Source organism: Corynebacterium sp. HMSC034E11, from assembly GCF_001835905.1.
Classification (GTDB): Bacteria; Actinomycetota; Actinomycetes; order Mycobacteriales; family Mycobacteriaceae; genus Corynebacterium; species Corynebacterium coyleae.
In genome coordinates, this window is record NZ_KV826370.1 from 91,701 (window position 1) to 102,969 (window position 11,269).

General features: G+C 61.2%; 15 protein-coding genes and 1 tRNA gene. 7 read left to right on the plus strand and 9 right to left on the minus strand.

What is annotated here, in order from left to right; genetic code table 11:
- Window positions 1-2: 2 nt before the first annotated feature.
- Together HMPREF2690_RS00710 and HMPREF2690_RS00715 are read right to left on the minus strand one after the other, a co-directional pair.
- Window positions 3-611 carry a hypothetical protein gene (locus HMPREF2690_RS00710; RefSeq protein WP_070421683.1) on the minus strand — a complete coding sequence of 203 codons (609 nt, stop codon included), beginning with the start codon at window positions 609-611 and terminating at the stop codon, window positions 3-5.
- 25 nt (window positions 612-636) lie between these two features.
- Window positions 637-1,257 (minus strand): LysR family transcriptional regulator substrate-binding protein, encoded by a 621-nt coding sequence (locus tag HMPREF2690_RS00715; protein ID WP_070819886.1) that lies wholly within the window; start codon window positions 1,255-1,257, stop codon window positions 637-639.
- Between the two features lie 25 nt (window positions 1,258-1,282).
- Here HMPREF2690_RS00715 and HMPREF2690_RS00720 point away from each other — a divergent pair, with 25 nt between their 5' ends.
- Entirely contained in the window at window positions 1,283-1,669 is a 387-nt protein-coding gene (locus HMPREF2690_RS00720) for a DUF5997 family protein (protein ID WP_070771291.1), read from the plus strand.
- On the opposite strand, the gene glyA is transcribed toward HMPREF2690_RS00720, so the two are convergent.
- Window positions 1,666-2,958 (minus strand): serine hydroxymethyltransferase, encoded by a 1,293-nt coding sequence (glyA, locus tag HMPREF2690_RS00725; protein WP_070771292.1) that lies wholly within the window; start codon window positions 2,956-2,958, stop codon window positions 1,666-1,668. The two genes, HMPREF2690_RS00720 and glyA, sit on opposite strands and share 4 nt — an antisense overlap.
- Before the next feature lie 112 nt (window positions 2,959-3,070).
- Here glyA and coaA point away from each other — a divergent pair, with 112 nt between their 5' ends.
- A complete protein-coding gene (gene coaA, locus HMPREF2690_RS00730; RefSeq protein WP_070421685.1) occupies window positions 3,071-3,994 on the plus strand; it encodes a type I pantothenate kinase in 924 nt (307 codons plus the stop codon).
- Window positions 3,995-4,006: 12 nt separating this feature from the next.
- Here the strand turns inward: coaA and HMPREF2690_RS00735 are convergent, their stop codons facing one another.
- The 3 genes from HMPREF2690_RS00735 to mca are packed head-to-tail and all read right to left on the minus strand — an operon-like array spanning window position 4,007 to window position 5,987.
- The gene (locus HMPREF2690_RS00735) at window positions 4,007-4,786 is read right to left on the minus strand and encodes an isoprenyl transferase (protein WP_070421686.1); all 780 of its coding nucleotides are present in this window, start codon (window positions 4,784-4,786) and stop codon (window positions 4,007-4,009) included.
- A gap of 20 nt (window positions 4,787-4,806) precedes the next feature.
- A complete protein-coding gene (locus tag HMPREF2690_RS00740; RefSeq protein WP_070771288.1) occupies window positions 4,807-5,106 on the minus strand; it encodes a hypothetical protein in 300 nt (99 codons plus the stop codon).
- A complete protein-coding gene (mca, locus tag HMPREF2690_RS00745) occupies window positions 5,106-5,987 on the minus strand; it encodes a mycothiol conjugate amidase Mca (RefSeq protein ID WP_070771289.1) in 882 nt (293 codons plus the stop codon). Before mca ends, HMPREF2690_RS00740 begins: the two co-directional genes overlap by 1 nt.
- 102 nt (window positions 5,988-6,089) lie before the next feature.
- Here mca and HMPREF2690_RS00750 point away from each other — a divergent pair, with 102 nt between their 5' ends.
- From HMPREF2690_RS00750 to HMPREF2690_RS00760, 3 genes are all read left to right on the plus strand, one after another.
- On the plus strand, window positions 6,090-6,539 hold the full coding sequence (locus HMPREF2690_RS00750) for a DUF4307 domain-containing protein (protein WP_224212882.1): 450 nt from the start codon (window positions 6,090-6,092) through the stop codon (window positions 6,537-6,539).
- A 106-nt stretch (window positions 6,540-6,645) separates the two neighbouring features.
- Window positions 6,646-7,167, plus strand: coding sequence for a transcription elongation factor GreA (greA, locus tag HMPREF2690_RS00755; RefSeq protein WP_070421690.1), 522 nt, complete (start codon window positions 6,646-6,648; stop codon window positions 7,165-7,167).
- A gap of 37 nt (window positions 7,168-7,204) precedes the next feature.
- Window positions 7,205-7,714, plus strand: coding sequence for a hypothetical protein (locus tag HMPREF2690_RS00760; protein ID WP_070421691.1), 510 nt, complete (start codon window positions 7,205-7,207; stop codon window positions 7,712-7,714).
- Window positions 7,715-7,829: 115 nt separating this feature from the next.
- Here HMPREF2690_RS00760 and HMPREF2690_RS00765 read toward each other — a convergent pair whose 3' ends face one another.
- Window positions 7,830-8,612: a Bax inhibitor-1/YccA family protein gene (locus HMPREF2690_RS00765; RefSeq protein WP_070421698.1), complete on the minus strand. Its 783-nt coding sequence runs from the start codon at window positions 8,610-8,612 to the stop codon at window positions 7,830-7,832.
- 98 nt (window positions 8,613-8,710) lie between these two features.
- Here HMPREF2690_RS00765 and HMPREF2690_RS00770 point away from each other — a divergent pair, with 98 nt between their 5' ends.
- Window positions 8,711-9,652, plus strand: coding sequence for a suppressor of fused domain protein (locus HMPREF2690_RS00770; RefSeq protein ID WP_070771290.1), 942 nt, complete (start codon window positions 8,711-8,713; stop codon window positions 9,650-9,652).
- Between the two features lie 5 nt (window positions 9,653-9,657).
- Here the strand turns inward: HMPREF2690_RS00770 and HMPREF2690_RS00775 are convergent, their stop codons facing one another.
- Window positions 9,658-10,122, minus strand: a complete 465-nt coding sequence (locus HMPREF2690_RS00775) for an S-ribosylhomocysteine lyase (RefSeq protein ID WP_070421693.1) — start codon at window positions 10,120-10,122, stop codon at window positions 9,658-9,660.
- Between the two features lie 196 nt (window positions 10,123-10,318).
- Window positions 10,319-10,392, minus strand: a tRNA-Leu gene (locus HMPREF2690_RS00780).
- 10 nt (window positions 10,393-10,402) lie between these two features.
- On the opposite strand from HMPREF2690_RS00780, the gene HMPREF2690_RS00785 reads away from it, so the two are divergent.
- On the plus strand, window positions 10,403-11,095 hold the full coding sequence (locus HMPREF2690_RS00785; protein WP_246818841.1) for a CPBP family intramembrane glutamic endopeptidase: 693 nt from the start codon (window positions 10,403-10,405) through the stop codon (window positions 11,093-11,095).
- Window positions 11,096-11,269 lie beyond the last annotated feature (174 nt).

Sequence of the window (11,269 nt, forward strand, 5' to 3'; positions counted from 1 at the left end):
GTTTACTTCTCGGTGATCACCGCGGCGAACGGCTCGCCTTCGCCAGCACGGGTCCAGTTGATGGAGCCGCGCTCGAACTCCTGGGTCCAGCCGGACTCGTCCGGGTTAGCAGCCTCCGGAGCCAGCGGGAAGCCCAGCTTCTTATCCACGTTGACGTCGGTCATCCACTCGTTGGCAATCTGACCCCAGGTCGGTGCGCCACCGGTGTTCTCATTCCAGGTGACGTAGTGCTCCTGGTCGTACGTAACGATCCAGCCTTCGTCGACCTGCTCAACCTTCATCGGCTCGCCCCAGGACGGCTCAGCAAACTTATCCATGGCAGCAACGACGCCAGCCGGAACCATTGCGGTGCCGCCGTCAGCAGTTGTAATCTCCTCGGTCGCCTCGGTGCCCTCGCCCGCAGCGCCGGTGGAGTCCGCGGAATCGGTTGCGGAAGCGTCAGCGGTTTCCGTCTTCGCAGCCGCAGTCTCAGTCTCTACGTTCGTCTCAGTAGCGGTGGTCTCCACAACCTCGGTCTCTGCCGCGGTGTCGTCGTCGTTAGAGCACGCAACTAAACCGGTAGCAGCCAGGGCTACAGCAGCGGCGGAAGCAGCGATCTTACGGGAAAACATAATTTGTCATACCTTTCGTGTTGATTTAGGTGCGTCGCCCATTATGGGTGCCGCGCGAACGTCGAGTCTTCTTCCCACCCGATCGGGGGTGCGACGCGGTACGCGACGACCTGGGAGTTCTCCCCTTCGTAATACCAACAAAGTCCTGGATAGCGTCACAATCGTCCGATTTCCGCCACACGAGCGCAACCGTCGTGGTATTAACGCCTTCCCCCGGGTCGATCGGCAGCGCCTTAATCTGCTTCTTCGCAAGCGTCTTCAGCAACGGCAACGGCCCGTAGGCGATGCCGACGTTTGCGGCGACAACGGAAAGGGCGGTGCGCAGATCGTCGATAAGCGTCTGCTCTGCGTACTCGAAATTCACAATCTCTTCCGCAAGATCCCCGCGATCAACCTCCCCCACCTCCGCATAAACGGAGTCCTTTGGCACGGCCACGCCCCAGGCCTCCTCGTAGAGCCGGACCACGTGGTATTCGTCCGTGACCCGCTCGTCCGGAAGCCTGACCAGCGCCGCGTCCGCATCCTTGCCGACGAGGGGAAACGGATCATCCGACGGCAATGTCGCAGGGTCCTCGCCCGACATTTGGGCGTAGCGGCGGAACCATTTGCCGGGTTCAGTACCGGTGACGAACGCGATGGTGAGCATGGCAGGTAATGCTACCGTTTTGGGCATGACTGAACAGACCCCATCCGGCACCGCAATGAAGCCGATGACCGCGGCGAAAAAACTCGGTATCTACCTTCCCGCCACTCCACAGGAGTTCCAGGACGGCGCCATCACCCACGCCGAACTGCGCGAACTGCAGGAAAACCCGCCCGCCTGGCTGCAAGAACTGCGCCTCAACGGCCCGCACCCCCGTACCGAGGTCGCACGCAAGCTCGGCATCTCGGTGACCGCGCTGAAAGCATCCGGCGTTGAGCAGTCGATGACCACGGAGCAAATCCGCGCGCTTCTCGACGACCAACCGGACTGGCTACAAAAAGCCCGCGCCACTCTCGCAGAGCAGCGCGGGCACAATGTCGACACCGCAAGCGCCGCCGACGGCCAGAACGACTAGAGCATCTTCCAGTCTTCAAGGCCCGGGTACAGCGGGTACTTCTCCGCCAGGGCCTCGACACGGGCGCGCAGCGCCGGGATATCAGCCTTCTCGCCCTGGATCAGGGTCTCGGCGATGATGTCGGACACCTCGCGGAAGTCCTCCTCGCCGAAGCCACGGGTAGCAAGCGCCGACGTGCCGATACGCAGGCCAGAGGTGACCTTTGGCGGGCGCGGGTCGAACGGCACCGCATTGCGGTTGACCGTGATGCCTGCGGCGTGCAGGAGGTCCTCGGCCTGCTGGCCATCCATCGGCGAGTTACGCAGGTCCACCAGCACGAGGTGGACGTCGGTGCCGCCGGAGACAACGTCGATGCCGGCAGCCTTCGCGTCCTCGCTGGTAAGGCGCTCGGCCAGGATCTTCGCACCGTCGATGGTGCGCTGCTGACGGTCCTTGAACTCCTCCATGCCCGCGATCTTGAACGCGGTCGCCTTCGCAGCGATGACGTGCATGAGCGGGCCACCCTGCTGACCAGGGAAGACGGCGGAGTTGATCTTCTTGTTTAGCTCCTCATCGTTGGTCAGGATGAAGCCGGAACGGGGGCCACCCAGCGTCTTATGCACCGTGGAGGACACCACGTGCGCATGCGGGACCGGCGACGGGTGCAGGCCAGCCGCAACCAGGCCGGCGAAGTGGGCCATGTCAACCCACAGGTAGGCGCCGACCTCGTCCGCGATCGAGCGGAACTCAGCGAAGTCCTCGTGGCGCGGGTAGGCGGACCAGCCGGCGATGATCACCTTCGGCTTGACCTCGCGAGCCTGCTCACGCAGCTTGGCCATATCGATGAGGTGGGTGTCCTTCTCTACCTCGTACGCTGCCACGTTGTAGAGACGGCCGGAGAAGTTGATCTTCATGCCGTGGGTCAGGTGGCCGCCGTGAGCCAGGTTCAGGCCCAGGATGGTGTCACCCGGCTCCGCCAGTGCCATTAGCACAGCGGCGTTCGCCTGCGCACCGGAGTGTGGCTGCACGTTTGCAAACTTTGCACCGAAGACTTCCTTGGCACGCTCCTGTGCCAGGGTCTCCACAACGTCCACGTGCTCGCAGCCACCGTAGTAGCGCTTGCCCGGGTAGCCCTCGGCGTACTTGTTGGTCAGCACAGAACCCTGTGCCTCAAGTACGGAGCGCGGAACGAAGTTTTCAGACGCAATCATTTCGAGGGTGTTGCGCTGGCGCGCTAGCTCGTCGACAATCGCGGCGTGAACTTCGGGGTCAAAAGTAGCCAGATCGAGGTAACGGAAATCTTCAGACACGTCCACCGGGTCCTTTCTCGTTCAGTCGTAGTTACCGCTTCGAAGTATATGTAAGCAACCCGGGTGTTATGTCGAATTCCATGCACAGGATCCAAGGTGAAACAATAGGGCCATGCCACGTGTCGATTCTTCGCCTTACCTCGATTTTCACCGCGAGGACTGGCGCAAACGTCGTGCCACCATGCCACAGGTGCTCACCGAAGATGAGCTCACCAAACTCGCAGGCATCGGTGAGAGCCTCGATCTGCAAGAGGTCGAAGACATTTACCTACCGCTGTCGCGCCTGATCCACCTGCAGGTACGAGCACGCCAGAAACTGACCAAAGCCACCGAAACGTTCATCGGCGGCGATCCGGGGCATGTGCCGTTCATCATCGGGCTTGCAGGCTCGGTCGCAGTAGGCAAATCAACCACCGCGCGTGTGCTGCAGGTGCTACTTCAGCGCTGGGACTCCCACCCCCGCGTCGACCTGATCACCACTGACGGGTTCCTGCACCCCTCCGCAGTGCTCAAGGAGCGCGGCTTGATGGCCCGTAAGGGCTTCCCTGAGTCTTACGACCGCCGCAACCTCATGCGATTTGTCACCGAGGTGAAGTCCGGTCAGCCCCTGGTCAAGGCTCCGATCTACTCCCACGAGGCCTACGACATTCTCCCGGACGAGTACATCGAGGTACGCCAGCCAGACATCTTGATTCTGGAGGGCCTCAACGTATTGCAGACCGGCCCAACGCTGATGGTGTCGGACCTGTTCGACTTCTCCATCTATGTCGACGCCAAGACCTCCGACATCGAGCACTGGTACATCGAGCGCTTCCTCAAACTGCGCGATACCGCATTCCAGGAGCCCGGCGCACACTTTGCTCACTACGCAGGTCTTGACGACGCGCAGGCGACCTACGCCGCACGCGAAATCTGGCAGTCCATCAACCTGCCAAACCTGGTGGAAAACATTCTGCCCACGCGGGTGCGCGCATCGCTTGTGCTGCGCAAGGATTACGACCACACCGTTCAGCGCGTCCGCATGCGCAAGCTCTAATTCGCCAGGGTTTTATTTGCCAAAGCGGCGGGAGCGCTGCGAATAGTCGCGCAGTGCTCGCAGGAAGTCGATCTTGCGAAACGCTGGCCAGTACGTATCCGTGAACCAGATTTCGGAGTACGCGGCCTGCCACAGCAGGAATCCGGAAAGACGCTGCTCACCGGAGGTGCGGATCACCAGATCTGGGTCGGGCTGGCCCTTGGTGTAGAGGTGCTCACCAATCGAGTCGACCGTCACCGCCTCTTTGATTTCGGCGGGGGTTGCGCCGGCGGCTGCGGTGTCGTCGATAAGCGCACGCACCGCGTCCACGATCTCCTGGCGCCCGCCATAGCCCACCGCAATATTCACGGTCAGCCCGGCTTTCTCGGTAGTGGTAGCGGCGCTTTCTCGCATGCGTGCTGCCACATCGTCCGGCAGCAGGTCCAGTTGGCCGACCAAGCGCACGCGGCAGGTGTAATCCTCGGTGGCGAGGTCCTCGATGACTTCGGAAATGATGTCGAAGAGCAGCTCCACCTCCTCCGAGGTGCGCTGAAGGTTCTCGGTGGAAAGCAGGTAAATCGTGAGAACATCGACGTCCATTTCCGCAGACCAGCGAACCAAATCGCCAATCTTCGCGCCGCCGACCCTGTGGCCGTGGGAAATGTCCTTAAACCCCGACTCACGAGCCCAGCGACGGTTCCCGTCAGCCATCACAGCGATGTGCTTCGGGCGTTTCTTTCCACGCAGCTCGCGCTTCAGGCGTGCTTCATAGAGCTGGTAGAGCGGGTAGCGCAGTTTGGAGAGGACAGACACAACGTTGATTCTAGCGGGGCTTAAAAGGAGCGCTTCTTACGCTGGTCGGCAACACCAGCCTTCGCCATGGCCTCGTCGATAGCTTTCTCGTCAAAAGGATCAATACCGTGCGCCTCAGCAAATGCTTGACGACGACGGAACCGGGAGAAACGCCGGTGAAACGCATACCCAATCGACAGGACGACGACCGCGAGGCAGACAAGCAGCAGCAGCCCAATCGGCGACGCCTTGCCAAAGTCCGGACCAGCTGGGGTCTCCCCCGGCGACTGCGCCAGGATCAGATCAACGGTTGCGGCAGCGTTGATGAAGTTGGCGAACACTATTCCTCCTCAGCACCGGCATTGATACCGGCAAACAGGTCATCTTCGGGCAAGGTGGTCTCCACCCTGGTACGCGCGAGCTCAAACTCTTCCGTCGGCCACACCTTCTGCTGATCCGACACCGGGCTGGCCAAAAACGCGCCAGCCGGGTCGATCTGGGTGGCGTGGGCGGTCAACGCCTGGGCACGCTGCTCAAAGTAGTCGGCGCACTCCACTTGGGTGGTCACGCGGTCAAACACATCCCCCTCGGCTTCCTCCCAGCGCTTGATCATGAGCTCGTAGGGGCTCTTCTCACCGCGTTCGAACAACGCCTCTTGCAGCAGCTTCATGCGCTGGAGGATAAAACCATGCGTGTAGTAGAGCTTCAGCGGTGTCCACGGCTCGCCGGCTTCTGGCGCAAACGAGGCGTCACCCGCCTTCTCCCACGCAATCATCGAAATCGCGTGAACCATGAGATGGTCCGGGTGCGGGTAGCCACCGTTTTCGTCGTAGGTAATGATGACGTGCGGTTTGAACTCGCGGATCTCCTCCACGATCTTCACCGCAACCTCTTCCGGGTCCTGGACCGCAAACGACCCCTCCGGCAGCGGCGGCAGCGGGTCCCCCTCAGGCAAGCCGGAGTCTTCGTAGCCCAGCCAAACGTGTTCCACACCAAGCGCCTCGACGGCACGCGCCATCTCCTCGTGGCGCACGGCCGTCATGTTTTCGAGCACCCCAGGGCGGTCCATCGCAGGGTTCAAAATGTCCCCACGTCGTCCGTCGGTACAGGTCACCACCTTCACACGGTTCCCTTCGGCAGCGTATTTCGCCATGGTCGCCGCACCCTTCGAGGACTCATCGTCCGGGTGAGCGTGGATCGCCATCAGACGCAGACCAGCCACTCGTACTCTCCAACTTTTGTAGGGGTGTTGTTAGAACTTCGGAACATCTTAGTACCATCCCAGTTAAGTCCCTATCCCCCTTGTTATTGCGAGGTTGCATCCGTGTCCACTCCAGTGCGCCGTCCGTCGCAACGCTATAGCTCCGGCAAGAGCGACGGCGTAAGCGGCAAAGTGGTCGCAGTCGCCGCTGTGCTCATCGCCATCGCGTTCATCTTCTTCGGCGCCCGAACGATCATCGACAGGATGGACCGTCCCGTCACCGCTGAATTTATTTCGCAGGAACATATCGACGACTCAACCGGACGCCTTTGGATCGACGTGACCCGCAAGGACCCGTCGGTACCGTCCTATTGCATCGTCACTGCGGTGGATTACTCCCACGCTGAGGTGGGGCGCCGCGAGGTCATCCTCCCCGCCGGCGGGGAGAAGCACCAGCGCATCCCGGTGGACCTGCCGCTGCGTGAACCGCTTGTTTCCGGCCGCATCTACGGCTGTTCCGAAAATCTGCCGTTCTACATGGACCCGGAGAGCAAATTTTACGACGCCCGCTAGCACACGGGCCACGCACTACCATGTGCTAATCTTTTGCGGTATATCTGCACAGTTTCGCCCGCAGCCTGCGGGCTCGTTTTACGTATGAGGGAAGGGTGTTACCCCTATGGCTGAACCCCAGCAGCAGTACATTACCCCGGAAATGAAGGCCAAGCTGGAGGCCGAACTCCAGCAGCTGATCGATAACCGTCCGGTGATTGCCGCGGAGATCAACGAGCGCCGCGAGGAAGGCGACCTGAAGGAAAACGCTGGTTACGACGCAGCTCGTGAGCAGCAGGATCAGGAAGAGGCTCGCATTAAGCAGATCTCTGAGATCCTCTCCAACTCCACCACCGAGCGCACCGGCATTGTCGAAGGTGTCGCTCACATCGGTTCCGTCGTTCACGTCTACTACAACGGCGACAAGGAGGATCGCGAGACGTTCCTCATCGGTACCCGCGCTGCGTCGACCGACAACGCTGATTTGGAGACCTACTCCGAGCAGTCCCCGCTGGGCGCTGCCGTCGTTGGTGCCGCTGAGGGCGAGACCCGTACCTACACGGCTCCGAATGGTCGCGAGATTTCGGTCACGATCGTCAAGGCTGAGCCGTATGATTCAGTTAAAGCTTCAACGCCTCGTGCAAAGTAGTTTTACCCGTTCTTTTTCGATAGCGAAGGATCATCCTGTGATTGCAACCTCTTCCCGCAAAGCTCTGGTTGGCGTAGCTGCCATCGCTGCTCTCGCCCTCGCCGGCTGCACCCCGCCGAACGAGAACCCGTCTGACAAGAAGATCGACACCGCGACGAGCCAAGACGCTGGCTCCCTCAAGGGTGCTGGTGCTTCCGCCACCGCCGCGACCAATGTTGTCGAGGCCAGCGAGGCGACCGCGACGGAGACCCTCGAGGCCGCCGCGGACGAGCTGCCAACCTTCAACAACTGTGGCGAGACCGGCCTGCTGCGCCCGACCCAGCTGACGGTCGACTGCAAGAGCCAGAACGATTTCCTGCAGGACATCGTCTGGGATACCTGGACCGCCGACCTGGCTGAGGGCACCGCAACCCGTGTTGTCCTGGATCCGAATAACCGCGAGGAAGGCGTCAAGGTTGTCCTTGGCGCTCCGCAGGTTGTGAACAACGATCTGCTGTTCACCACCATCTCGGTTGATGGTGCGACCGTGAACCCGGATCGTCTCTAATCGCCTCTAATCGCCTCTCATCGGCGCAAAGAGTAGCGGCCCTGTTCCAATCGGAACAGGGCCGCTTTATTGTCGGCGGCGTTTGGTACCGCCGTTTAGCGTTGCTTAGCGCCGTCTAGCGGTCGTTGGCGAAGTAGGACAGCAGACGCAGGATCTCGGTGTAGAGCCACACGAGCGTCACAGCGAGGCCCAGTGCGACGCCCCACGCGGCGTTCGACGGTGCGCTGGTGCGCACGAGCCTGTCGGCCAGGTCGAAGTCCTGCAGGAAGGAAATAGCTGCGAGGACCACGCATACGACGCCGAAGATGATGGACATGGTGCCGCCATCACGCAGTGGGTTCTGGCCGGTGAAAAGAGCGAGCAGCAGGTTGCCCAGCGCCATGATGACAACGCCGAAGATGGCGCCGGTGATCAGGCGGTTCAGTCGCGGCGTGACGCGGATGGCGCCGGTGCGGTAAACCACGAGCATGCCAATGAACACGCCGAGGGTGCCCAGGATGGCCTGGAAAATCATCTGGCCAGCGTCAGCCCCGCCGACGGAGAACCAGCCGGAGATCAGCAGAGAGAATCCGCCTAGGAACAGGCCTTCAAAGGCTGCGTACAGAAGCGTCACCGTGCGGGAGCCGAAGGTGCGCGAGAACGCGTGGACCAGGGTGACCACGAACGCGCCGATACCGCCGACAAGCGTTAGGATCATCCCCACGCCAGCGTTTCCGGACAGGTAAATGCCGAAGTTAATCGCGGCAAACAGGATGATAACGGCGATGGTGATGCCGGTCTTGGAGACAATGTCATCGACCGTCAGCGGGCGGTCCTGCTGGATTTCGGGCGCGTAGCCGTAGCCAGCGGTGTGTTCTTCATTGGTCAGGTTCTTCAGAACCGGGTTGGTACTTCTCACGTCGTCCAACATTCCTTTCGAGTCTTGTTGCGACCACTATTCACAGGTTGTAACGCTTGCACCTTCAAAAAGGTTCCCGAGGCGTAGAATTTGGACACATGGGTGTGTTCGATCGTTGGCGTCGCGGCCCGAGCACGGGCGGCGATCTTGTGTTGGAACGGCTCGCTGCAGCAACTGGTGGCGCGCAGTCCTACACCTTTTCTTACGCAGAGGTAGATGTGCTCGCATTTCTTGTCGACGACCCCCTCCCCCACGTCTTGTACTGCACGTTCGGGTTGTCCCAGGTGGAGTCGTCGCAACGCGTTGCGGGCACACAGACCGAGCTCACGCTCCGCATCCCGATGGACGATGAGGTGTTCCCTCCTGAGTGGCCGGCGCAGCAGCTGGCACGCATGGCTCGCAACGTGGTCCGCAGCGGAGTCGAGATTGAGCCTGGGCATTATTTATCGTCGGCTTCTGCCTCGCTCGCGGGGTTTGTGTTCGTCGCGGATCCACTCCTCGGCTGTGCGGAGGGACCGACCGGGCGAGTGCAGTTCACCTACGCCGCGGGGTTGGTCGGAGATGATCTGGAGCGGATGTTGCGGTGGGATCCGGTGAAGTTCGCGGGCGTGCTCGGCGAGCATGTGCCGCTTGGGTTGACGGATCCTGCACGTGCCCCGCTGTCAAGCGATCCGCAGGTGCGTGTGCTTCTCGACGACGCCTCGCACACCGACGGCTCCTCTATCGGCGCAAACACCGCCAAGTATTTAGATGTCGATGTCGCTGGCCGTGTGGATCTCGACGAACGTGCCGCCGCCGCACTCCTTCGGGCGGCGCGCTACCGATTGCTGTTTGGCAAGTCATATGCCCTCATCCGCAACGACACGTGGCTCATGTTCGACCCGAAGGCAATCGATCTCGAGTTGGCCGAGGATCACATTGTCGTGCCGGGCCGTGCCGATGTAGCGAATGAATTGCTCGCTGTATTCGACACTGCGCCGGGCACTTATGCGTTGACTACCGTGCCGTTGACGTTCCAGGTCATCGACCCGACAACGTAGGACGCTTACTTAAAGACGTTGCCCCACCCGTCACGCTTGTCCAGAAACGCCTGCGCTTCGCGCTTAGCGGCCTCGAGGTCGTGGCTTGCGCCCCAGCCGCACTGCTTCTCGTTCGCAGCCGGCACCTCGGTGGCATTGGTGATGTCGGTGAGCGTCTTTTCCACCAGATCAGCGACCTCAGCCTCGGCGACGTCGCCGGAGAGCATCAGGTAGAAACCGGTCTGGCAGCCCATCGGGCCGAAGTCGATCACGTTGTCTGCATGGTTGCGGGCGTGCTCGGCAAACATGTGCTCCAGGGAGTGCACTGCCGGCATCTCAAGGTGCTCGACGTTCGGCTGCTTGAAGCGGATGTCCCACTTCACCAGCGTGTCACCCTGGGGAAGTTCCTTTCGGTCCGCCAGGCGAATAAACGGTGCGTCAACCTTGGTGTGGTCGAGGTTGAAGGATTCAACATTCATGCGATCAGTCATGGCCCCGACTGTACTGAACGCGCTGGCCCGTTCCCATCACTGGATTCATCGTTGAGAGTCGCGCTGGTCACGGCTGCCGCATCCCGAATCGGCGAGGCTGCGTAGCTTGCTGCGCGAGTGAGCTTCTTGTTTTCCGACGACACCTCGTCAACGGCTGCTATACCGCCATGTAGCCCGGTTACCGGGCAAGTAATTGTGCCCCCAGTCGGGCTCGAACCGACACTGGGCGGATTTTAAGTCCGCTGCCTCTGCCAATTGGGCTATAGGGGCGCCGAGAAATATGGTACTTCCCCGGCGCCTCAATGCTGAAACCGGCGCACTGTATCTCATGAACCCGGACGGAGTTTCTCTCGTGGCCAGGCAATGGTTGTTTCTTCTGCCCTGCATTCTTGGTGCGCTCGGACTCTTCCTCGCGCGCCAAGCTGGCGACGGCACCGCAGGTTTCTATTCGGCGACCGCATTTACCGCCGCCGTGTACCTGGCCGCCTGGTGGGTGTGGGGCGACAGGTGCGCGTTCGCTGGACAAAGCAAACTTCGCGACATCGCACGTGGCATAGGGTTAGGCACTGCACTTGCGGTTGTCTTTTTCTTGGGCGCACTTATTGTCACCCGCATCCCAGCACTTGCCGGACCGGTGGCAGAGATCCTGGATACCCCTAGCAAAGGCGGGTACGTCCTGACGCTGCTCGTCCTCGTGGTCAACGGCGTCGGCGAGGAGCTCATCTTCCGCGACGTCGTCCCTCGCCAGTTGCGAAGCATGGGACAAACGGTGCTGCAGGCTGGTGTGTGGTCGACGGTCGCCTACGGGTTGGTCACCGTCGTGATGGGGGTTCCGCTGCTCGTGTTCGCCGCAGTGGTCCTCGGTGCGCTCGCCTATACCGAGGCAGTGCGCACCGGCAGGCTGTACTCCCCCATCGCACTCCACCTGACGTGGAGTATTGCAATGCTGCTGATCCTGCCCTCGCTCCTCTGAAATCGATCGAATCCCAGCCAGGCCCTATACAGCCCTATATATAGGCATCGAATCGGGCGTCGTGATAGTGGTTGCAGCGGCGCAAACGGGCGTGAAACGCCCTGTTTTCGTGTCTTGAGGCCTGTTATGGCGTGCCTGCCCGGAAAATGGGGGTAATTTGCGGGGGTAAGCAGG

Bases quoted from the DNA above. Each gene is read 5' to 3' on its own strand.
- HMPREF2690_RS00710 (WP_070421683.1), bottom strand. From the start codon at position 611: ATGTTTTCCCGTAAGATCGCTGCTTCCGCCGCTGCTGTAGCCCTGGCT.
- HMPREF2690_RS00715 (WP_070819886.1), bottom strand. From the start codon at position 1,257: ATGCTCACCATCGCGTTCGTCACCGGTACTGAACCCGGCAAATGGTTC.
- HMPREF2690_RS00720 (WP_070771291.1), top strand. From the start codon at position 1,283: ATGACTGAACAGACCCCATCCGGCACCGCAATGAAGCCGATGACCGCG.
- coaA (WP_070421685.1), top strand. From the start codon at position 3,071: ATGCCACGTGTCGATTCTTCGCCTTACCTCGATTTTCACCGCGAGGAC.
- greA (WP_070421690.1), top strand. From the start codon at position 6,646: ATGGCTGAACCCCAGCAGCAGTACATTACCCCGGAAATGAAGGCCAAG.
- HMPREF2690_RS00770 (WP_070771290.1), top strand. From the start codon at position 8,711: ATGGGTGTGTTCGATCGTTGGCGTCGCGGCCCGAGCACGGGCGGCGAT.
- HMPREF2690_RS00775 (WP_070421693.1), bottom strand. From the start codon at position 10,122: ATGACTGATCGCATGAATGTTGAATCCTTCAACCTCGACCACACCAAG.
- HMPREF2690_RS00785 (WP_246818841.1), top strand. From the start codon at position 10,403: ATGGTACTTCCCCGGCGCCTCAATGCTGAAACCGGCGCACTGTATCTC.